Source organism: Curtobacterium caseinilyticum (assembly GCF_030363035.1).
Lineage (GTDB): Bacteria > Actinomycetota > Actinomycetes > Actinomycetales > Microbacteriaceae > Curtobacterium > Curtobacterium caseinilyticum.
The window spans coordinates 14,207-35,776 of the sequence record NZ_JAUCMN010000011.1; the positions used below are offsets into that span (position 1 = coordinate 14,207).

The 21,570-nt window shown below is 72.7% G+C and carries 20 protein-coding genes and 1 pseudogene; 8 read left to right on the forward strand and 13 right to left on the reverse strand.

What is annotated here, in order from left to right; translation table 11 throughout:
- Positions 1–85 precede the first annotated feature (85 nt).
- The 6 genes and pseudogenes from QUG93_RS14045 to QUG93_RS14070 form a co-directional block, all read right to left on the reverse strand.
- A pseudogene (locus QUG93_RS14045) lies at positions 86–184 on the reverse strand (Lsr2 family DNA-binding protein); the annotation flags it as partial.
- A 27-nt stretch (positions 185–211) separates the two neighbouring features.
- Complete coding sequence (locus QUG93_RS14050) at positions 212–520, reverse strand: DUF6966 domain-containing protein (protein WP_289474805.1); 309 nt, start codon at positions 518–520, stop codon at positions 212–214.
- Positions 521–544: 24 nt separating this feature from the next.
- On the reverse strand, positions 545–892 hold the full coding sequence (locus tag QUG93_RS14055) for a hypothetical protein (protein WP_289474807.1): 348 nt from the start codon (positions 890–892) through the stop codon (positions 545–547).
- Between the two features lie 136 nt (positions 893–1,028).
- A complete protein-coding gene (locus QUG93_RS14060; protein ID WP_289474809.1) occupies positions 1,029–1,352 on the reverse strand; it encodes a hypothetical protein in 324 nt (107 codons plus the stop codon).
- 346 nt (positions 1,353–1,698) lie between these two features.
- Positions 1,699–2,772, reverse strand: coding sequence for a hypothetical protein (locus QUG93_RS14065; protein ID WP_289474811.1), 1,074 nt, complete (start codon positions 2,770–2,772; stop codon positions 1,699–1,701).
- A gap of 27 nt (positions 2,773–2,799) precedes the next feature.
- A complete protein-coding gene (locus QUG93_RS14070; RefSeq protein WP_289474813.1) occupies positions 2,800–3,849 on the reverse strand; it encodes a LacI family DNA-binding transcriptional regulator in 1,050 nt (349 codons plus the stop codon).
- Between the two features lie 184 nt (positions 3,850–4,033).
- On the opposite strand from QUG93_RS14070, the gene QUG93_RS14075 reads away from it, so the two are divergent.
- The 6 genes from QUG93_RS14075 to QUG93_RS14100 all read left to right on the forward strand — a co-directional run bounded on the left by QUG93_RS14075 (position 4,034) and on the right by QUG93_RS14100 (position 11,308).
- A complete protein-coding gene (locus QUG93_RS14075) occupies positions 4,034–5,284 on the forward strand; it encodes a sugar ABC transporter substrate-binding protein (protein ID WP_289474815.1) in 1,251 nt (416 codons plus the stop codon).
- Between the two features lie 59 nt (positions 5,285–5,343).
- Positions 5,344–6,315 (forward strand): carbohydrate ABC transporter permease, encoded by a 972-nt coding sequence (locus QUG93_RS14080; protein ID WP_289474816.1) that lies wholly within the window; start codon positions 5,344–5,346, stop codon positions 6,313–6,315.
- Between the two features lie 133 nt (positions 6,316–6,448).
- On the forward strand, positions 6,449–7,210 hold the full coding sequence (locus tag QUG93_RS14085) for a carbohydrate ABC transporter permease (protein ID WP_289474973.1): 762 nt from the start codon (positions 6,449–6,451) through the stop codon (positions 7,208–7,210).
- A 31-nt stretch (positions 7,211–7,241) separates the two neighbouring features.
- Positions 7,242–9,173 (forward strand): glycoside hydrolase family 127 protein, encoded by a 1,932-nt coding sequence (locus tag QUG93_RS14090; RefSeq protein ID WP_289474817.1) that lies wholly within the window; start codon positions 7,242–7,244, stop codon positions 9,171–9,173.
- Between the two features lie 99 nt (positions 9,174–9,272).
- Positions 9,273–9,494, forward strand: a complete 222-nt coding sequence (locus QUG93_RS14095) for a LacI family DNA-binding transcriptional regulator (RefSeq protein WP_353067775.1) — start codon at positions 9,273–9,275, stop codon at positions 9,492–9,494.
- Between the two features lie 47 nt (positions 9,495–9,541).
- Positions 9,542–11,308, forward strand: a complete 1,767-nt coding sequence (locus QUG93_RS14100) for a carbohydrate-binding protein (protein WP_289474818.1) — start codon at positions 9,542–9,544, stop codon at positions 11,306–11,308.
- Positions 11,309–11,383: 75 nt separating this feature from the next.
- Here QUG93_RS14100 and QUG93_RS14105 read toward each other — a convergent pair whose 3' ends face one another.
- From QUG93_RS14105 to QUG93_RS14120, 4 genes are all read right to left on the reverse strand, one after another.
- Positions 11,384–12,070 carry a hypothetical protein gene (locus QUG93_RS14105; RefSeq protein WP_289474820.1) on the reverse strand — a complete coding sequence of 229 codons (687 nt, stop codon included), beginning with the start codon at positions 12,068–12,070 and terminating at the stop codon, positions 11,384–11,386.
- Positions 12,071–12,081: 11 nt separating this feature from the next.
- Complete coding sequence (locus QUG93_RS14110) at positions 12,082–12,801, reverse strand: alpha/beta fold hydrolase (protein ID WP_289474822.1); 720 nt, start codon at positions 12,799–12,801, stop codon at positions 12,082–12,084.
- A gap of 71 nt (positions 12,802–12,872) precedes the next feature.
- Positions 12,873–13,838 carry an alpha/beta hydrolase gene (locus tag QUG93_RS14115; RefSeq protein ID WP_289474823.1) on the reverse strand — a complete coding sequence of 322 codons (966 nt, stop codon included), beginning with the start codon at positions 13,836–13,838 and terminating at the stop codon, positions 12,873–12,875.
- Positions 13,835–14,563: an alpha/beta fold hydrolase gene (locus QUG93_RS14120; RefSeq protein ID WP_289474825.1), complete on the reverse strand. Its 729-nt coding sequence runs from the start codon at positions 14,561–14,563 to the stop codon at positions 13,835–13,837. The genes QUG93_RS14115 and QUG93_RS14120 overlap by 4 nt, the downstream gene beginning before the upstream one ends.
- A 338-nt stretch (positions 14,564–14,901) precedes the next feature.
- Between QUG93_RS14120 and QUG93_RS14125 the strand changes: the two genes are divergently transcribed.
- Both QUG93_RS14125 and QUG93_RS14130 read left to right on the forward strand, forming a co-directional pair.
- Positions 14,902–15,729 carry a helix-turn-helix domain-containing protein gene (locus QUG93_RS14125; RefSeq protein WP_289474826.1) on the forward strand — a complete coding sequence of 276 codons (828 nt, stop codon included), beginning with the start codon at positions 14,902–14,904 and terminating at the stop codon, positions 15,727–15,729.
- 44 nt (positions 15,730–15,773) lie between these two features.
- Positions 15,774–18,497, forward strand: coding sequence for a helix-turn-helix transcriptional regulator (locus QUG93_RS14130; RefSeq protein WP_289474828.1), 2,724 nt, complete (start codon positions 15,774–15,776; stop codon positions 18,495–18,497).
- Between the two features lie 52 nt (positions 18,498–18,549).
- Here the strand turns inward: QUG93_RS14130 and QUG93_RS14135 are convergent, their stop codons facing one another.
- The 3 genes from QUG93_RS14135 to QUG93_RS14145 form a co-directional block, all read right to left on the reverse strand.
- Positions 18,550–18,969, reverse strand: coding sequence for a BLUF domain-containing protein (locus QUG93_RS14135; protein ID WP_289474829.1), 420 nt, complete (start codon positions 18,967–18,969; stop codon positions 18,550–18,552).
- A 100-nt stretch (positions 18,970–19,069) separates the two neighbouring features.
- Complete coding sequence (locus QUG93_RS14140; RefSeq protein WP_289474830.1) at positions 19,070–19,993, reverse strand: PfkB family carbohydrate kinase; 924 nt, start codon at positions 19,991–19,993, stop codon at positions 19,070–19,072.
- Complete coding sequence (locus QUG93_RS14145) at positions 19,993–21,522, reverse strand: purine-cytosine permease family protein (RefSeq protein WP_289474831.1); 1,530 nt, start codon at positions 21,520–21,522, stop codon at positions 19,993–19,995. Before QUG93_RS14145 ends, QUG93_RS14140 begins: the two co-directional genes overlap by 1 nt.
- Positions 21,523–21,570 lie beyond the last annotated feature (48 nt).

Consider the following 21,570-nt stretch of genomic DNA (forward strand, 5'->3'; position numbering starts at 1 on the left):
GCATCGATCGAACTCCTAGGGTCCCGCATGCTGGAGAACGCCCGATCGCACGAGGGCGACCAGGCCGTTCTGCGTGAGGGAGGGATCAGCGCGCGGCGCCGTGTGCGTCTCGGAGCGTCTGGCTGATCCGTCCGCGGGAGGACACGTCACGGCCGTTCGCTGTTGCCCACTCGCGGATCTTCGCGAGCTCTTCCGAACCACCCGCCGGGCCTCAGCCCTCCCGGACGAACCACGAGCGCCTGGCGCGTGTGAGCGCCCTGCCGAGCCGGTCGATCGCGGCTCCGTCCTCGCGGGTGTTCGCATCGGAGAACGAGCCCATCCCACCCCACAGACCGAGGGCGAGCTTCGCGGCAGCCCGGAGCTCCGCGCGCGTTCCGACGTCAGCGAACACGCTGTCGAGCCAGGTCGCGGCGCCCTGGCGTGCGCTGTCGTGTTCGGCGGCTGCGACCGTGCGCACCTCGTCGACCGCACCGCGGACCTCGGCGAGCAGAGCGCTGACGGTGCGTGGCTGCTTCCCCATGCGGCGAGCGTACCGACGAGCTGGTCACTCCCCGATCGCACGGAGCTCGAACGCCACGTCGACGACCCGGGCGTACAGACGGTCGCCTTCATCCGCGTGGTCCGGCGCGACGGCGCCGGAGTCGCGCGCCTTGCCGGCGGGCCACGGCGGGTGCACGGGCTGCGCGAGAGCGAGCAGGTCGTCGCGCGTCCACCCGTGCTCGAGCAGCTCACGGGCGAAGCCGGCGCGCTCGCGGATCCCCGCGGCACGCTCGTCGCCGTGCTCGTCGAGGAACGCGACGAGCCGTTCGGCCGCAGCGACGTACCGCCGCAGCTGCTGCTTCCGGTCGCGGTCGTCGTACGCGCCGCCGAGCACTCGTCGCAACCACCCCATGCGTCGATGATCCCAGTCGACGGTCGTCGGCCGCGCCCGGGAGCGCACACTGCTCGCCGGGACGGGACCGGCCGAGGGCGCAGGGGCTGCCCCGGAACCGAGCGTCGTACGCACGACGCCCAGCGTGACCGCGGCGTCAGTCCGTCTCGGTGAGGTCCGACCTGGTGTCCGCGTGGATCGGCTCACTGTGGCCGAAGGTGCGCGCCGCGGCGCGGAGTCGTCGGACGAACTCGTCGTCCTCGACCTCCAGTTCGTCGTCCTCCGCGTCCTCCACCACGATCTCGCTCGACGGGCCGATCAGGATCTTCGTCGTCGTCATCGTGCCGTCGTCCGCGACCGCCGGGATCGCCACGGTGTCGGCCCGGTCGCCGCCTGCGAGTGCTGCGGCGTACTCGATCACCGCATCGGCGACGTCGTCGCTCGTGAGGATGCTGCTGCTGTCGTAGCGGATGTGCTTCATGACGTGCTCCTTCCCCGTCCCAGTGAACCCACGCCGCGTCGAGGCCCGTCCAGGTCGAGGAGGCCGCCGTACCGGGGTCCGACCTCGCGAGCGTGTGCGCGCAGGCCGCACCGGGTACCCGACCGGGTCGGCTCCGGTCAGCTGCGGGAGCGACGCTCCCGGCCACGCCCCCGACGGGAGCCGACAGCGGGCCCCGCCACGTCGCCGACGGGAACCGACGGCGGGGCCCCGCCCCGTCACGCGACGCACCTGCGGACGGGAGGCGCGGTGCGGGCCGGCACCGCGCCTCCCGTCCGTCGGTGGTCACCTCGGTGACCCGCAGCCGCCCGTCGGACGCCGCGACCGCTCACCGGTGCGGGAGCGACCCGCAGGCGGCCCCGGTGACGGGGCAGCGGTTGCCGTCGAGCTCGTCCGTGTACTCGTCCCCGTCGCCCAGCAGCACGTGTCGGTAGGCGTCGTCGTCGATCGGGACCGCGGAGCGGACCGCCGCCTCGAGCAGGCTGACGTCGACCGCGTTCCGGGCGCTGACGGCGACGCGGGCGTCGCCGACGACCGCCGAGACCTCGTGGCCGTGCGCGGTCGCACGGGTGGTCACGCCGTCGTGGACGGAGCACGAGGTCTCCGGCTCGGACGCGCCGTCGGCGCCGACGCCCTCGACGGGTCGTCCGCAGGCGGTCGTACCGGCCGCGAGGGTGACGACGGTGAGGTCGGAGTCGTCCGTCTGCCCGGGCGCGTGGGCCTTCTCCGCCGGGGACGAGAACACCTGCAGGAACCCCGGCAGGCGCTTCTCGATGTTCGCCTCGAAGACCGAGCCGTAGCCGTCGACGGAGATCGTCACCGGGCGGAAGTCCGCGCCGATCGCGACCTGGGCGCGGGCGATCGCCTGCCGTTCGCGGTCGCCGGCGCGGGCCGTGGCCTGTCCGGCGAGGAGCACCCCGGTGACGACGCCCGCCAGGACCACGGCTGCGGTGACGACCAGGCCGATCGTCCGGAGGCGGCCGCGGTGCAGCAGCAGTGCGGGGACGACGGCGACGACCAGACCGACGGCGAAGGGCAGCGGTGTCGGTGCGAGGTCGAGGGGGTCGCTCGCGTCGGCGCGGAACAGCGGCACGACCTCGGCGACGAGCGCGCCGGGGACCAGGAGCAGCGTGGTCGTGCCGACCCAGGCGGACTGCCGTGACCGGGTGCCGGCGACCGCGCAGGCGCCGAGGGCGACGCCGGTCAGGACGGTGACGACGAGCAGCACGACCAGGCCGGGGAGGCCCGTGAACAGGGTGAGCACGAGTCCGGCGTGCGCGAAGCCCGCGGCCCCGACTCCGATGACCGCGGCTCCGAGCAGGTGCGGCCCGGGCCTGGCGGCGCGGTCGGCGTCCGGCCGGCGCGTCACCGGTTCCGCTGCTGCAGTGTTCCCCCACCCCACGGGCTGATCATCGCACAGCCGCGGACGTCAGGCGTGGGGTTCCCCCGGGACCGTCGACCCACGGACCACGAGCGACACCGGGTTCCGCACCCGCCCCCGCTGCACCTTGCCGTCGATCATGTCCACCAGTGCCCCGGCGGCGAGCCGCCCGAGCTGCTCCAGGTCCATGTCGACGCTCGTCAGCTGCGGTCGTGCCCCCTCGACCAGGATGTCCCAGTTGTCGAACCCGACGACGGCGACGTCCTCAGGGATCCGTCGCCCGGACTCGCGCACGGCGTCCATCACCCCGCGGGCGATGTGGTCGCTGCCGGCGACGACGGCGTCGAGGTCCGGGTGGCGCTCGAGCAACCGCTCCGTGGCCTGCCGCCCCCAGGTCTCGTTCCACTCGCCGAACACGCGCCCCGGGCTGCCGACGAGTTCGAGCCCGTGCTCGTCGAGCGCCGCGGCGGCACCGCGCAGTCGGTCGCGGGCGGCGGCGTAGGTGTCCTCGCCGTTGACGATCGCGATGCGCCTGCGTCCGGTGTCCACCAGGTGCTCGACGGCGATCCGACCTGCGAGCTCGTTGTCCGGCTCGAAGGACAGGTCCTGCTCGTCGGTGGAGGGCGCGTAGACGTAGACGACGGGGACGTCCGGCTTCGCCTGCATCGGCGGTCGGGGGTTCGTCGTGCGGCCCACGACGAGCACGCCGTCGACCCGTCGGGTCAGGAGCGACTGCAGCTGCAGCTGCTCGCGGAGCGCGCTGTCGCGGGCGTCGGCGAGCAGGACGCTGAGCGACCCGGCGCCGAACGCGTCCTCGGCGCCGAGCAGGATCGGCAGCACGAAGCGGTTGTCGAGGTCGCTCGTGAGCATGCCGATGGTGTTCGTGGACGCCCGGTTCAGGGCACGGGCGAACGGGTTCGGCGTGAACGAGAGTGCAGCAGCTGCGGCGAGCACGGCCTCTCGTGACCGGGCGCTGACGTGGGCCCTGCCGTTGAGCGCCTTGGACGCGGTGGCGACGGAGACGCCGGCGGCACGCGCGACGTCGGCCAGCGTCACGGTCTCGACCGTCGATCCGATGTGGTGGTCGTCCTCGTCCATGTGCCCCTCCGAAACCAGTTTACGAAACTTCTTGACACCGCGGCAAGGCGCCTCGTACATTGCTCCCGAAACCGGTTTCGGTTCTGCTCGACGAAGAGTTCCTCCTGGAGGGGCGCGCTCGCCGGGACGGACGGTGCCGGACCCGAACGGCGATCACGTCGCATTCAGAGAGGAACCCGTGATCATGCGCACCAAGACTGTTGTCCGCATCGGCGCGCTGGTGGCAGCAGCCAGCGTCGTCGCCGGTCTCACCGGATGTTCTGCCCAGTCCTCCGGCTCCGGTTCGTCCGACGCCGCGTCGGGCACGTACACCTTCTGGGACCCGTACCCCCAGTACGACGCCTCGTCCGCGTGGGGCAAGCTCGTCGCCCAGTGCGGCACGGAGGCCGGCGTCACCGTCAAGCGCACCGGCTACGACACGTCCGACCTGACGAACAAGGCGCTGCTCGCCGGCCAGCAGGGCAAGTCGCCCGACGTGCTGCTCGTCGACAACCCCGTCGTCTCGACCCTGGCCCAGTCCGGCATCCTGACCGACACCGCGACCAGCGGCCTGGAGACCGGCGACATCGCGGAGAACATCCTCGGCGCGGGTGTCATCGACGGCAAGACCTACGGCGTCCCGATCGGGGCGAACACGCTGGCGCTCTACTACAACCCCAAGGTGCTGGAAGCGGCCGGCGTCGACCCCTCGTCCGTGCAGGACTGGGACTCGCTGACCGCGGCGCTCGCCAAGGTGAAGGCGGCCGGCAAGAAGGGCATCACGTTCTCGGGCATCAACACGGAGGAGGGCTCGTTCCAGTTCCTCCCGTGGTTCTGGGGCGCCGACGCCGACCTGACCAAGCTCGACTCGGCCAAGGCAGAGGAAGCGCTGCAGCTCTGGAAGGGGTGGATCGACGAGGGCTACGCGCCGAACTCGGTCATCCAGAACACCCAGACGACCAGCTGGCAGGAGTTCCAGTCGGGCGACTTCGCCTTCGGCGAGAACGGCACCTGGCAGAAGGACGCCGCCAAGGAGATGGGCGCCGGCGTCATCACGATCCCGGCGAAGGACGGCGGCGCCGCCCCGGTGCCGACCGGTGGCGAGTTCTTCACCATCCCCGTGCAGAAGGACGACGCCCGCTACGCGACGACCAAGAAGATCGTCGAGTGCCTGTCCTCGGGCGACAACGTGGTGAAGACCGACAACACGCTCAACTACATCGCCGCGTCGAAGGACCTCCAGCAGCAGCAGCTGTCCGGCAACGCCGACCTGAAGACGTGGGTCGAGGCCGTCGGCGCCGCCCGCGCCCGCACCGGCGACAACCTCGGCGTCGAGTACCCGGTGATCTCCGAGCAGCTCTGGACGGCCGTGCAGAAGGCCGAGTCCGGTTCGGCATCGCCGTCTGACGCCCTGCAGGCCGCCCAGCAGGCCGTCGACGACAAGCTGCAGAAGTAGCCCACAGTCACGACCAGCACCGACACCACCCGCACCACCGAACGGAAGCCGACACGACCATGACGACCGACACGACGTCACTGCGACCGTCGGCTGCGCGTCCCCGGGCCGAGGACACCGCCTCCTCGGCCCGGAGCCGCCGCGCGAACGCGCAGCGGAGAGCGCAGCTCACGGCCTGGGCGTTCCTCGCCCCGGTGGCCCTGTACCTCGTGCTCTTCTACGCGTACCCGCTCTGGAAGAACATCGAGCTGAGCCTCAAGCACTACACGGTGGCGTCCTTCGTCTCCGGCAACGCCCCCTTCGTCGGCCTGCAGAACTTCGTCGACGTGTTCTCGAGCGCGACCTTCGCCCCGGCGATCTGGCACACGGCCGTCTTCGTGATCGTGTCGATCCTCGTGCAGTTCGCCCTCGGGCTCGCCCTCGCGGTGTTCTTCCACAACCACTTCCCGTTGTCGGGCCTGCTCCGCGCGCTGTTCCTCGTGCCGTGGCTCCTGCCGCTGCTCGTGTCCGCGAGCACGTGGTCGTGGATGATGAACAGCGACTCCGGCATCGTGAACGCGTTCCTCGAGTCGGTCGGCATCGGGCAGATCAACTGGCTGACCTCGCCCGACTGGTCGCTGTTCGCCGTCCTCGTCGCGAACATCTGGATCGGCATCCCGTTCAACCTCGTGATCATGTACTCCGGCCTGCAGGGCATCCCGGGGGAGCTGTACGAGGCGGCGTCCCTCGACGGGGCGAACGGCTGGCAGCGCTTCTGGCGGATCACCTTCCCGCTGCTGCGCCCGGTCACCGCGATCACCCTGCTGCTCGGCTTCGTCTACACGCTCAAGGTCTTCGACATCATCTGGATCATGACGAAGGGCGGCCCCTCCGGCTCGTCCACCACCCTCGCCATCTGGTCCTACCAACTGGGCTTCGGATCGCTCCTGCCCGACTTCAGCTCCGCCGCGACCGTGGGCAACGTGCTCATCGTCATCGCCCTGGTCGTCGGCCTGATCTACGCGCGCGTGCAGCGCCGACTGGAGGTGTGAGGTGGCCACCACGACCGTCACCCGTGCCGTGACGACCCGGACCGCCCGCGGTGGCCGGCCGCGCACGACGGGCACACCGCCCGCGGCGAAGCGCTGGTGGCGGACCGTGCTCGGCGTCGTCTTCACCGCCGTGATGCTGTTCCCCGTCTACTGGATGGTGAACGTCTCGCTCACCCGCGACCAGGACATGCGGAAGAGCCCGCCGAACCTCATCCCGATCGACGGCACCCTGCACGGCTACAGCACGGTGCTCGGCCAGCAGCTGCCGTTCCTCGGCACGAGCCTGGTCGTCGGCCTCGGAACGGTCGTGCTGACGCTCGCGCTGTCCGCCCCGGCCGCCTACTCGCTCGCGAAGCTGGGCCCGCGGGGCGGCGGAGCGATGAGCTTCGTGCTCCTCATCGCGCAGATGATCCCCGCGATCATCATGGCGATGGGCTTCTACACGATCTACGTGCAGCTCGGGATCCTCGACACGATCTGGGGACTCGTCCTCGCCGACTCCACGATCGCCGTGCCGTTCGGGGTGCTCATCTTCACGGCGTTCATGCGGGGCATCCCCGACGAGCTCCTCAACGCCGCCCGCATCGACGGCGCGAGCACGTGGCGCACCTTCACCGCGGTCGTCATGCCGGTCAGCCGGAACTCGGTGGTGACGGTCTCGCTCTTCAGCTTCCTGTGGGCGTGGTCGGACTTCCTGTTCGCCAACACGCTCGACGGCGGTGGTGCTGCGAAGCCCATCACCCTCGGCATCTACGCCTACATCGGCAACAACAACCAGGAGTGGAACTCGATCATGGCCACCGCCGTGGTCGCGTCGATCCCCGCCGCGGTGCTCCTCGTCCTCGCCCAGCGCTACGTCGCCGCCGGTGTGACCGCCGGCGCCGTCAAGGACTGACGCACCGCACCCCACGTCCCAGGAGGACATCGTGACCATCACCCACACCACCGTCCCGGCCGGGCCCGTCGTGCCCTCGACCGGCGCGCTCCGCCCCCTGCCGCTCGGCGACCTGCGCCTGACCGGCGGCTACTGGGCCGACTGGCAGCAGCGGAACGCGGACACCGTGATCCGGCACTGCGAGACCTGGATGGAGCGCATCGGCTGGACCGGCAACTTCGACGCCGCCGCGAGCGGCGAGCCGTTCGACCACGCGGGCATCGAGTTCGTCGACTCCGAGGTCTACAAGCTCCTCGAGGCCATGGCCTGGCAGCTCGGCGTGCAGCACGACGACGACCTGGCCGAGCGCTACGACCGGCTGGTCGAACGGGTCGCCGGGGCGCAGGACGCCGACGGCTACCTGCACACCAGCTTCGGCCGACCGTGGCAGCGGCCCCGGTGGTCCGACCTGGAGTGGGGCCACGAGCTCTACTCGATGGGGCACCTGCTGCAGGCCGCGGTCGCGCGGCTGCGCACCGCCGGTGGCGGTCGGCTCGTCGACGTGGCGGTCCGCGTCGCCGACCACCTGGTCGACGTGTTCGGGACGGGCGGACGGGAGGCGGTGTGCGGCCACCCGGAGATCGAGCCGGCCCTCGTGGAACTCGGCCGCGCGACCGGCGACCACCGGTACGTCGACCTGGCGCGGACGTTCGTCGAGCGTCGCGGGCACGGGCTGCTCGCGCCGATCGAGTACGGCCAGGAGTACTTCCAGGACGACGTCCCCGTGCGGGACGCCGACGTGCTGCGTGGCCACGCCGTCCGGGCGCTCTACCTGGCCGCGGGGGCGGTCGACGTCGCGGTCGAGACCGGTGACGCCGAGCTGCTCCGCGCGGTCGAGACGCAGTGGGCGAACACCGTGGCGAAGCGCACCTACCTGACCGGCGCGATGGGCGCCCACCACCAGGACGAGGCGTTCGGCGCCGACTACGAGCTGCCGCCGGACCGCGAGTACGGCGAGACCTGCGCGGCGATCGCGTCGAACATGCTCTCGTGGCGGCTGCTGCTCGAGACGGGGGAGTCGAAGTACGCCGACCTGATCGAGCGCACGCTGTACAACGCCGTGATGGTCGCCCCGCGCGAGGACGGCCGGGCCTTCTTCTACGCGAACACCATGCACCAGCGGGTCGAGGGCACGGTGCCGCCGGAGGACGAGGTGCTCCGCCGGGCCCTGTCGAGCCTGCGCGCCCCGTGGTTCGAGGTGTCGTGCTGCCCGACGAACCTGTCCCGCACGCTCGCCAGCGTGCAGTCGGTCTTCGCGACGGTGAGCGACGACGCCCTGCAGCTGCACCAGTACGGCGACTACGAGGTCGACACCGTCGTCGGTGACGGCACCCGAGCGGCGTTCTCGGTGCGCTCCGACTGGCCGCACTCCGGCCGGGTCGAGGTCGTCGCGACCGCCGACTCGGACGGTCCGGTCGCCCTGCGGCTGCGGGTACCGTCCTGGTCGTCGGGCGCCACGCTCGACGTGGCCGGCGACGCGGTGCCCGTGGCGGGCGACACCGTCACCGTGACGCGGGTCTTCGCCGCGGGCGACCGGGTCGTCCTCGACGTCCCGGTCCGCGCACGGGTCACCGTGCCGGACGCCCGGATCGACGCGGTCCGCGGCACCGTCGCCGTCGAGCGCGGGCCGCTGGTCTACGCCCTCGAGTCGACGGACCTGGGCGCGGACGTGCGCGACGTCACGGTGCTGTCGGGCGCGGAGCCGCTGGACGGTGGCGTCGATGACGTCCGCATCGCGGTCCGGGTGCACACGACGCCGGAACCGAACGCGCTGCCGTACCGGAGCGCCGACGGCGCGACGGCGGGCGCGCCGACCGGCACGGACGGCGCTGACGGCGACGGCCGGACCGTCCGCCTGGTCCCCTACGCGTCCTGGGGCAACCGTGGCCCCTCGACCATGCGGGTCTTCCTGCCCGTCGGGTAGGTGAGCCGCGGACGGGAGCCGCACCGCGCCTCCCGTCCGCCCCGAGGAGCGCGACCAGCGCGACGCGGTCCGGCCGGATCGGCCACGAGAGGAGGAGCGATGACGCTCGACGGCACCGAGAAGCCGACGATCTACGACGTGGCGCTCGTCGCCGGGGTGTCGCACCAGACGGTGTCCCGCGTCCTGAACTGCCCGGAGACGGTGCGGCCGGTGAACCGACACCGCGTCCTCGCGGTCATCGCCTACCTGGGCTACGAGCGGAATGCCGAGGCGGAGCGCCTCGGCCGGCTCCACAAGCACCCCGCCGACAGCGCGGAGTGACCACACCACCGCACCGGGACCACCCGGAGCACCACGAGGAGGAAGCAATGACGCATCTTCGAACACCACGCCGACCCGAGCGCCGCCGAGGCCGAGGGTTCCGGGCCGCAGCGGTCCTCTCCGCGCTCGTCGTCGCCGGGACGGCGGCGTTCGGCCTGAGCTCCACGCCCGCCTTCGCCGCCGGCAACACGCTCACGGTCAACGTGGGCACGACCGTCCGCCCGGTCACCCACGTCGCCGCCGGCGGGCTGTACGGCGTCGACACCGGCAGCACCCCGCCGCTGAGCCAGCTCTACCCGCTGCACGTCAACACCTTCACGCAGCCGCCGCCCGGCACGAAGCAGCTCGGCAACGGCGCGACGAGCCCCTGCTGCGACGGCCTGCAGGTCGCCGGCAAGATCACCGACGCCGGCGGTCAGCAGTACCTGCGGCTTCCCGACATCTTCAGCACGTTCCCCTACAACTGGGTCAGCTGGTCCGACTGGGAGGCGAAGATCCGGACGATGATCACCGCGAGGGTGAACGCGACGAACACCACGAACATCGCCGGGTACGAGATCTGGAACGAGCCGGACGCCAACTGGGCGGAGAGCACGAAGAACGACCCGAACGCCGGCAGCTACCTCGACATGTGGACCCGGACCTACCGGGACATCCGCGCGATCGACACCCTGACCCCGATCATCGGACCCGGCTCCAGCGTCTACGACCACGACTTCATGCTCGCGTTCATGACGAACGCGAAGAACACGAACACGCTGCCGTCGGTCGCGGTCTGGCACGAGCTCCAGGACTTCAGCTACCAGAACGTCCAAGCCCACGTGACGGACTTCCGGTCCATAGAGGACTCCCTCGGGCTGCCGCACATCCCGATCTCGATCAACGAGTACGCCTCACCCGCCCAGGTGGACCAGCCGAGCATCGGCGTGCACTACATGGCGGCGTTCGAGCGCGCCGGCATCCACGACGCCGAGCGGGCGTACTGGTACGAGGCCGGCACGATGGACGGGCTCCTGTACAACAACCTGCCAACGGCGTCCTACTGGGCCTACAAGTGGTACGGCGACCAGTCCGGCAACGTCGTCCAGACCGTCCCGCAGTCGTACCTGGACGGTGTCGCATCGTACGACGCCAGCCGGAAGCAGGTGAACGTCGTCTTCGGCGGTGACAGCGGCACGAACACGGTCCGGGTGAACGGGCTCGCGGGCCTCGGCAACCAGGTGTCCGTGCAGCTCTCGTCGACGAACACCACGGGTCGGAAGACGAACCAGGCGGCGCCGAACCTCGTGTCGACCACGACGTACACCGTCGTCAACGGCTCGATCTCGGTCCCCGTGTCGAACATGGACGCGGTCGCGGCGTACCAGCTGCTCATCACGCCGACGACCGGGACGCCCACGTACCAGCAGACCTACGAGGCGGAGAACGCGACGGTCGTCAACGCCAGCCGGCTGTCCTCGTCCACGGCGTCGAACGGCGGGTACGTCGGCCGCATCGACGGCGCCGGTGACGCCAGGACGGACAGCTTCGTGGACTTCCTCGTCAACGTGCCGACCGCTCGCGCGTACACGATGACGGTCAAGTACGCGAACGCCACCGGTGCGGACGCGACACAAGGCCTGGCCTACAACGGCGGCGGGTTCTCGACGGTGACCTACCCACCGACCTCCTCCGGGTGGGGGAACCCGACCGGCAGCGTCGACGTCGCGGTGCAGCTGAAGGCCGGGTACAACGTGATCCGACTGGCGAAGGGGTCGCCGAACTTCGGCGGCGGCACCGGCTTCGCCGAGCTGGACAGCATCCGTCTGCAGTAGCGGCACGGACACGGCGGGTCCGCCCCAGGAGGGGCGGACCCGCCGTGCCCGTCCCAGACCTCGCCACCCCCGGTGTCAGTCCGCGTCGGCCCCCGCGGGCGCTTCCGGTTGCGCCGAGCGCGCGGACCGGATGATCCGGGGCAGCTGTGCGTACCGCCGCTCCTGGAACAGCCCGTGCAGCACCAGGAGCACCACCACCACGACCACGCCCCCGGTCACCGCGAGCGGTGTCGTCGTCACGTGGACCAGCAGCGCCACGACCCCGGCACCGGCGACGACCGAGTTCACGGCCCCGATCGCCGACGACAGGGTCGAGAACACGCGGCGCCAGGACGCCGCACCACCGATTTCGAGCATCTCGTTCGGTGCGTGGTCCCGCGCCGGCATCGGGAAGTACCGCCCGGCCCCCGGCAGGATCGTCCGGTAGTACCGGCGGATCTGCTGCAGCGCGGCGAGGGCGGCGACGTCCTCGAGCGAGGTCTCCACGAGCCGGACGTAGGTGGACACGCCGAGCAGGAACACCATCGGCAGGACCGCGGCGAGGAACACGACGGCGAACGGGGTGTCCGCGAGGAACCCGAACGCGACCAGGCTGCTCGACAGTGTGGTCAGGTAGATCGACGCCCGCGTGCCGGACTCCGACACCGTCGCGTTCCGTGCCGACTCCAGGATGAACTGCTCCGTCAACAGGGCGCTGAAGAAGGCGCTCGGCCGGTCGGGCAGGTGATCGGCAGACGCGCGCGCGTCGGGCAGGTCGTCCACGTCGCCCGCCGTCAGGACGCGTGCCGGACCGCGGCGAGCACCGCTGCGGCGACCGCGTCGGGCTCGGAGACGGCGATCGCGTGCGATGCGCCGGGCAGTTCGGTGGTGCCGACGAACGCTGCGCGTTCCGCCATCCAACGGTGCGCCGCGGCCGGGATGTTCCGGTCGTCGTCCCCGAAGACGGACCAGGCGGGCAGCGTCGACCAGACGGCCGTGGAGGCGCTGAGCGGCTCCCCGAGGGCGGCCTCCGTCACGGGGCGCTGCGCGATCGCCATGGCGGCTGCCCGGGACGCGCTCACGTCGTGCGCGAACTGGTGGTGGAAGCGGGTGGGGTCGATGCGGAACTCGGTGCCACCGTCGGTCAGCGGCGTCGGCAGGAGGGTGTCGCCGAGCGTGCTGCCCGGGAACCGGCCGGCGAGGTCCCCGGCGCTCTCGCCGGGCGCGGGCACGAACGCGCCGACGAACACCAGGGCGGTGACCGCGTCGAGGTCGGCGGCCGCCTGCGTCGCGACCATGCCGCCGTACGAGTGGCCGACGAGGACGACCGGGCGGTCGAGGGACCGGACGAGGTCCTGCAGCACACCGGCGTCGGCGCGGACGCTGCGGAGCGGGTTCGCGAACGCGACGACGTCGACGTCCGCGGCGGTGAGCTGCGCGGCGACCGCGTCCCAGCTCGAGGAGTCGGCGAACGCGCCGTGGACCAGGACGGCGGTGGGGGTGGTGGTCGACACGAGGGGCCCTTCGGCAGGAGGTGGACGGGGTGGGGGTGGGAGCGCCCGGGGGTCCCGGGCGCTCCCGGTGGTCAGCGCTGCAGTGCGGCGCTGAGGTGCGCCACGGCCTGCGCGACGGCGGCCTTGGCCTGCGGGGTGTCGTGCATGCTGTTGACCATCACGAAGTCGTGGATGATCCCGCCGTACCGGACGGCCGTGACCTCGACGCCGGCCCGGCGGAGCTTGGCGGCGAAGGCCTCGCCCTCGTCACGGAGCACGTCGGCCTCGCCCGTGATCACGAGGGTGGGCGGGAAGGACGCCAGCTGCTCCTCGGTCGCGCGCAGCGGGGACGCGGTGACCTGAGCCCGCTCCTCCTCGCTGGTCGTGTACTGGTCCCAGAACCAGCGCATGCCGTCGCGGGCCAGGAAGTACCCCTCGGAGAACTCCTCGTACGACGGGGTGTCGAATGCTGCGTCCGTCACCGGGTAGAACAGCACGGCACCCGTGAAGGACACGTCACCGCGCTCGGCAGCCATCAGGTTCAGGGCGATGGCCATGTTGCCGCCCACCGAGTCGCCGGCGATCGCGACGGTGCTGCCGTCGAGGTCCTTCTCGGCGCCGTGCTGCACGACCCACTGCGCGACCGCGTACGACTGCTCGTTCTGCACGGGGTAGCGGTGCTCGGGAGCCCGGTCGTACTCGGGGAAGACGACCGCGGCACCCGTCCCGACGGCGAGGTCGCGGACCAGGCGGTCGTGCGTGTGGGCGTCGCCGAAGACCCAGCCGGCGCCGTGCGTGTAGAGCACGACGGGCAGCAAGCCGGTGACACCCTGCGGCCGGACGATCCGCGCACGGACCGTGCCGGTCGGACCACCCTCGACGGTGATCCACTCCTCGTCGACCTCGGGCTTCCAGATCTCGGAGTCCTGCACGCCGTCGACGGCGGCGCGGCCGTCCTCCGGGCTGAGCTGGTACAGGAACGGGGGGTTCGCGGTCGCCTCGACGAAGGCCTGCGCGGCGGGTTCGAGGGCGATGCCCCTGGGGTTCGCGGTGGTCACGACTGGTCCTTCCGGTCGAGTTCGGTGACGGCGTCAGTGATGAACGCGACGACGTCCTGGGGGTGGGAGAGCATGACGAGGTGCGGGGCGTCCAGCTCGACGACGGCGCGGAAGCCGCCGCGCTGGTACCCGAACCGCTCCACGTCGGGGTTGATCGTGCGGTCGGCGGCGGAGACGATGCCCCACGCCGGCGTGGTCTTCCACGCGGCGACGGGTGCTGCCTCGCCGAAGGCCAGGGCGGCCAGCGGACGCTGCGAGACGGCGAGCACCTCGGTCGTCGTCCGGTCGACGCCGGCGGCGAAGACGTCCGGGAACGCGTCGACGGCGACGGACACGTCGGTGCCGTCCTCGCCGCCCGGCACCGGGAACGGCGTGTAGACGAGGTTCGCGGCGAGCTCGGAGTCCGGGAAGCCGCCCTGCAGGGCACCGAGGCTCTCGCCCTCGTCGAGGGCGTAGCCGGCGAGGTAGACGAGTCCGACGACGTTCTCTGCGGCGCCGGCGACGGTGATGACGGCGCCGCCGTACGAGTGGCCGACGAGCACGACCGGGCCGTCGACCCCCTCGACGATCGAGCGGACGTAGGCGGAGTCCGCGAGCAGGCTGCGGTTCGGGACGGCGGGCACGACGACACGGTGCCCCTGGTCGAGCAGCGCTCGGGTCACCGGGGCGAAGCTCGCGGAGTCCGCGAACGCTCCGTGCACGAGCACGATGGTGGGTCCGGACACGATCGGTCCTTCCAGGTCGGTGGTGCGGCTGCGGGGCGACGGATCGTCGCGGTGGCAACCGTAGGGAGGGCGAGCGGGACCTGTCGTGGCCCCGCCCCGGTCAGCTCCGCGGAACCCGGCCCCGGCGCGCCGGTGCGGACGTGGCCGGCTCCGAGTCCGGTCGACGGCGTGGCGACCGGGCTCGGCCCGCTGGGCGGGTGCCACCGTGGTCCCGCCGGGGTCACCTCCGCCGACCCGGGGCACGCATCTAGGTACGTCGGCCCTGCGGATTAGGTCGGTCGCGGGTGGCGTCGGGCGCCCGGGGGTCCGTACCGTCGTGACGGGACGAGGGGAGCGGTGTGGACGACGTGACGACGGACCTCGGTACCTACCTCCGGGCTCGACGCGACCGGCTCCGACCGCAGGAGCACGGCTTCGACGTCGGCCGGGGACGCCGGGTGCGCGGGCTGCGGCGGCAGGAGGTCGCCCAGCTCGCGGGGATCAGCGCCGACTACTACCTGCGGCTCGAGCAGGGCAAGGACCGGCACCCCTCGGCGCAGGTCCTCGCGGCACTCGCCCGCACCTTCGGGCTCGACGCCGACGGCCGCGAGCACCTGTTCCGTCTGGCGGGCCAGGTGACGCCCCGCCAGGCGACGGGAACCGGCGACGCCGCCGCGACGGGTCCGGACGCGGTGGACGTGACGGCGGTGCTGTCCTCGTGGTCGACGGTCCCGGCGTTCGTCACCGACCGCCACCACGACCTCGTCGCCGCCGACGACCTGGCGTGCATGCTGCTGCCGCAGTGGTGCGGGCCGGGGACGAACCTGCTCGAGGCGGTGGTGACCCGGGTGGAACGCGACCTCGACGAACGGAACCGTGCTGCCCGCGAGCGGACGGTGGCGGACATGACGGCCGCGTTGCGCTTCCACGCGGAGGCCGGCGACCCACGCCTCGCCGAGCTCGTGCGCACGCTCGCGCCGCGGTCGACGACCTTCCGTCGCGTCTGGACCGAGCACGAGGCGAGACCGCTGCGCGAGGGTTCGTCGCCGGTCGAGGTGGCGCCGTTCGGCACCGTCACGTTCCGGTGGCAGACCCTGGCCTTCCCCGGCGGTGAGCACTTCCTCTCCGTGTTCTCCGGCTCGCCGGGGAGCGCCGCGGCCGCCACCGTCGACTTCCTCCGGGCATGACAGCAGGTCGAGGTGCGCCTGCGCGAGGATGCGATACTCGACGCGTGGAGCAGCGTGCCGTCGTGGTCGGACGTGACGGAGAGCTCGCGCGGCTCCGTCGCCTGATCGACCGGATCGGGGCCGAGGGTGCGGCGGTCGTCGTGGACGGTGACGCGGGCGTCGGCAAGACCACGCTCGTCGAGGCGGTCGTCGAGCACACGCGCGCCAGGGGCGTCCGCGTGCTGCGCACCGCGGGGTCGACGGCGGAGTCCGGCGAGCAGTACGCCGCACTCCAGCTCCTGCTCCACCCGCTCCGCGACGGCTTCCGGGTCCTGCCGCCCCCGCAGCGCAGTGCACTCGAGGTCGCGTTCGGCCTCGCGGACGGTGCTCCGCCGTCGCCGTTGCTGGCGGGACTCGCCGCGCTCACCGTCGTCTCCGACGCTGCAGCGGCCGGCCCCCTCCTGCTCGTCGTCGAGGACGAGCACTGGATCGACCCGGAGTCGCGGTGGGCCCTCCGGATGCTCGCACGGCGCATCGGCGAGGACCCCGTCGTGGTCCTGGTGACCACGCGGGAGCGTCCGTCGGACGACGACGCGGGCCTGGCCCGGATGCACCTCGGACCGCTGACGGAGCACGAGGCCGACGCGCTGCTCGACGCGTTGCCCCGCCCACCGCTCGGTGCTGCCCGGCGTGCGCTCCTCGAGCTCGCGCAGGGCAACCCGCTCGCGCTCGTGGAGCTCACGGGCCGAGGACCGGAGTCGTCGGAGGACGGCGCCGTCACGAGGCGGCTCGAGACCGCGTTCGCCGAGCGCTTCACGGACCTCGACCAGCCCGCACGACTCGCGGTGCTCGCCATCGCCCTCGGCGGCACCACGACCGCGGAGGACGCCGGCCGCTTCGTCGACCGCGCCCTCGGTCGGTACCCGGACCCGTCCTGGATCGACCGCGCCGTGGCGGCGTCCCTCCTCGTCTGGTCGGACCGGGGCGGCCTGCGCTTCCGGCACCCGCTCGTGCAGACCGCGGTCACCAACATCAGTCGCCCGTCCGAGCGCGCCGCGGTCCTCCGGGCCCTCGTGCTCGAGCACGGCGCCGACCCCGCCCGGACGATCTGGTGGCGCTCGGAACTGGCGACCGGCCCCGACGCCGAGCTGAGCGGCGAGCTCGCCGCACACGCGTCGTCGGCCCTCGCGGCCGGCGATCCCGTCGCCGCCGCGCGGGCGTCCGCGCGCGCAGCCGAGCTGACCGGCGCCGGACCGCTCCGGGTGGGACGGCTCCTCGACGCCGCGGACCACGCCGCTCTCGCTGGTCGCACCGCCGATGCGGCACTGCTCGTCCAACGCGCCGCGACGGAGAGCACCGACCCGGTGCTGAGCGCGCGGGCCGAGTGGATCCGGGAGACGCTGCCGACCGGCCGCACCGCGCTCGCCCGGGGCGACCTCACGCCGGCGCTCCGGGCGGTGCGTGCACTGGAGCGGCACGGCGCCGTCGACCTCGCCACCGGAGCGCTGCTGCACCTGGCGTCGATCGCCTGGGACCACAACCGTGTCGCGGTGCCCGGCGCGCCGATGCTCGAGGCCGTCCGCGCGCTCGCCCTGCCCGACGACGACCCGCGGAGCATCCTGCTCGCCGCGGCCACCGAACCGATGGTGCGGGGGGACGAGGTCGTCGAGCGCGTCCTCGCCCGCGGACCGGTCGCCCCGGACGACCCCGAGCAGGCGTGGTGGCTGGGGTACTCGCTCAACATCGCGGGCGAGTTCGTCGGGGCACGCGAACGGCTCGAGGTCGCCGTCGCGGGTCTCCGGGCCCGCGGCGACCTCCGCATCCTGCCGCAGGCGCTGCTCGGGGCGTCGATGAGCAACCACCAGGCCGGTCGGCTCGGGCGTGCCCGCGCGCTCGCCGAGGAGGCGGTGGTGCTCGGTCGCGACCTCGGCGACCCCGGCTACACCACCGCGGCACGGGCCTGCGTCGCCTGGTTCGACGGCATCGACGGCACCCCGCCCGACCGGGACGTCATCACCGGCGGCTCCCCGGCCGGGGCGCACGTGCTGCAGTCGAGCAACATGCGGGCCAGCCTGCTGGGGACGACGGCCGTGGCGGCGCTGCTCGACCGCCGTCCCCGTGACGCCGGTGCGGCCCTGCGTCCCCTGCTCGAGGACGACGACGAGGCCTACAACCCGAACTTCGCGGTCCTGACGACCCAGGACTGGGTGGACGCGCTCCTCGCCACCGACGCACGGGACCGGGTCGAGCTGCACGCCCGTCGTCTCGCCGAGCTCCACGCGACGTGGCACGCACCGATCCTCGAGTCCGCCCTCCGGTACACCGAGACCGCCCTCGCCCTCGACGTCGACCCGCTCGCGGCGGTGGCGGCACTGCGGTCCCGGCCGCTGCCGATGCCCTACCAGCACGCCCGGGCGCTCCTGCTCGCCGGAGACCACCTGCGACGGACGGGCCGGACCGAGGAGGGCCGGGCCGTGCTCCACGCCGCGCTCGCGTGCTTCGAGGAGCTGCCGGCACCGGCCTGGGCGCGCCGCACCCGCGAGGTGCTCCGCGCGACCGGCGAACGGCTGCCGGACGCACCGCCGTCGCGGACGACCGTCCTCACGCCGCAGGAGCTGCGGATCTGCACCCTGGCGGACACCGGGCTCACCAACCGTGCGATCGCCCAGCAGCTCTTCCTGTCACCACGGACCGTCGGGGCGCACCTGTACTCGGCCTACCGGAAGCTCGGGATCAGCAGCCGGGCACAGCTCGCCGAGGTGCTCGCCGCCGAGCCGGAGCAGGGGTGACGCCGGGTCAGCCCTGCGCGGGTCAGCCCTGCGCGGATCAGCCCTGCGCGGATCAGCCCGCCGCGGGCCGGAACCACCGGATCAACTCGCGGAGCGCCGGCACCGAGCTGATCTGCGTGCCGTCAGCGGCGTCGAGGTCGTCGAACGTCGTCCGGTAGCCCGGTGCCTGCTCGACGTCGGTGTCCTCGGCCGGGTAGCCCATCGTCCACTCCGGGAACTGCCGCTCCTCGATGAGCTCCTCGGTGAGCACCGTGACCTTCGTGTGGCGGTCGTCGTGCTTGATCGTGTCCATCTTGGCGCGGACGGCCTGGTCCGGTCCCTCGAGCAACTGCAGGAAGTAGCCGTTCCGGAAGAGCAGGACACCGGTGATGTCGTTCTCGGCGTTCGCTCGACGGCTCTGCGCGAGCAGCGCCGCGAGGTCGTCGTCGCCGAGGGAGCGCGTGGCGACGCTCGAGTAGATGAGGGACAGCATCGGGTCTCCTTGGTGGGGTCGTGCCGGGAGGGTCAGTCAACTCCACGGCCCCCGTGTGTCCGCACTCCGGCGGGGGACGACCGGACAGCGCCGGTCCGCGTCAGGCGTGCGCCGCCAGGAACGCGTCCGTCTCGGCGCCCGTCGGGGCGGTCGCCGGGCCGTGCCGCGTCACCGCGAGGGCCGCCGCGGCGTTCGCGCGCCGGACCGCCCCGACCAGCGTCGCCCCGCGGGAGAGTGCCGCGACGAGCACCCCGCCGTGGGCGTCCCCCGCGCCGTTCGAGTCGACCGCGTCGACGGCGAACCCGGGCACCAGGACCGGGGCGTGCCCGGGCTCGGCGACCCAGCAGCCCGCTGCGCCGTCGCGGACCAGGGCGGTGCCGCGGGCGGACGCGGCGATCGCGGCGACCGCCTCGGGGAGTCCCGCGGCGGTCGGGGACAGGAGCCGCGCCTCCCGTCCGTTGGCGCTCACGACGTCCGCTCGCGCGACGACGGGGCCGAGGACCGCCGGGGGGAGCGTCGCGACCAGCGGTGACGGGTCCAGGACGACCCGGACCGAGGCCGGGACCGAGCCGAGCCAGTCGGCGATCGCCGGACCGTTCACGGCGTGGGCCAGGCCGTAGCCGGAGACGAAGACGGTGTCGTCCGAGCGGAGCACGACCCGGTCGAGGTCCGACCGGGTCAGGCGGCCCTCGGCACCGACGCTCGTGACGAAGGTGCGCTCGGCCGATGCGTCGACCAGTGCGACGCAGTACCCGCTGTCGACGTCGTCGAGGCCGGGTTGCAGGACCTCGACGCCGGAGGACGCCAGGGCGGCGCGCACCACGTCGCCGAACGGGCCGGTGCCGTACTGCCCGGCGAAGGCGACCTCGAGGCCGTCACGGACGGCGGCGACCATCGTGTTGAGGCCCCCTCCCGCCGTGAGCTCCGAGGCGGACGCGACGACGTCGCCGCCGGGCTCCGGGATCGCGTCCACGCGCATGACGATGTCGACGATCACGTTGCCGACCGAGACCAGGCGGGGCATCAGCGGCCCTGCTCGGGCGCGCGCACCTGGCCGCGGGCCCCGCCGGTCAACAGGTACACGGCAGCGGCGACGACGAAGGTGACGACCCAGCCGAGACCGTTCGCGCCGACCCAGCTGTCGGAGAGCGCGCCGACGAACACGGGGTCCGCGTCGCCGACCTGCACCGCGGTGAAGAGGAAGCCGACGACGATCGCGACCACCCAGGCGGCGAGGGCGCCCCAGGCGACACCGCCGCGGTACCAGTAGCGCCCGCCGACGCGCAGGTCGAGCAGGGCCACCGGGTCGTACCAGCGGCGGCGGAGCATGTCGGCGGTGAAGACGCCGAGCCACGCGGTGATCGGCACCGCGAGCACCGAGATGAACGTGATGAACGGGGCGTAGAAGCCGTCCGCCACGAGCATGAAGTAGACCGCGCCGAGGGTCGTGACGACCACGTCGACGGCGACCGCCCAGACCCGGGGCACCTTGATGCCGAGCGTGAGCGTGGTGAGGCTCGCCGAGTACACCGACAGGTGGTTCGACAGCAGCAGCCCGCCGAACGCGGCGACCAGGTACGGGATCGCCGTCCAGCTCGGCAGCAGGTCGCGGATCGCCGCGACGGGATCGCCGGCCTGCGCGAGGGTCGGGTCACCGGCGGACACGAGTGCGCCGAGCCCGACGAGCACCACGAGCGGGATGCCCGCGCCCGCGGCGCTCGCCGCGATCAGCGCGCCGGCCTTCACCGACGTGCGGGTGTACCGGGCGATGTCGGCGCCGGCCGTGGCCCACCCGATGCCGGTACCCGCGGCGATGGTGCCGATGCCGATCACCATCGCGGCGACCGGGCCGGCGGGCTGCGACGCGACGACGTCCCAGTCGACGCGGAGCACCAGGAACACGGCGACGAACACGTTCAGGGCGCCGAAGACCCACGTCGCCCACTTCTGCACCGCGACGATGAACGCGTGGCCGAGGCCGGAGACGAGCACCGTGGCCGCGACGAACACCAGGATCGCGACGATCGTCAGCACCGGGTGGCCCTTCGCGTCCCCGCCGGTACCGAAGAGGATGCTGAAGAGCGACAGCAGGACGAACGCCGCCGTGGTGGTGTTCACGGTCTCCCAGCCGAGACGGGAGAGCAGCGAGACCGCGGTCGGGCCGACGTTGCCACGGACACCGAACACCGCGCGGCTCAGCGTGAGGCCGGGGGCGCCGCCGCGACGTCCGGCGATCGAGATCACGCCGACGACCGCGAACGAGCCGGCGGCACCGACCACGGCGACGACCAGGGCCTGCCAGATCGTCAGGCCCTGGAACGCGACGAGGGTCGCGCCGAGGGGGAGCCCGAGGATCGAGATGTTCGCGGCGAACCAGACCCAGAAGAGTGCGCGGGGCGTGCCGTTCCGCTCCTCGTGGGGCACGGGCTCGATGCCGCGCTGCTCGATGCTGGTCAGCGAGCCGCTCGTGAGCGAGCCGCTCGTGACCGAGCCGCTCGTGGGCCTGCTGCCCGTGGGCGAGTCGCCGGGCAGCGTGGTGGTGGGGTCGGCCATGGGGTCCTCTTGCGTCGTCGGAAGGGGTGGTGCAGGGGTGGGGGAGGG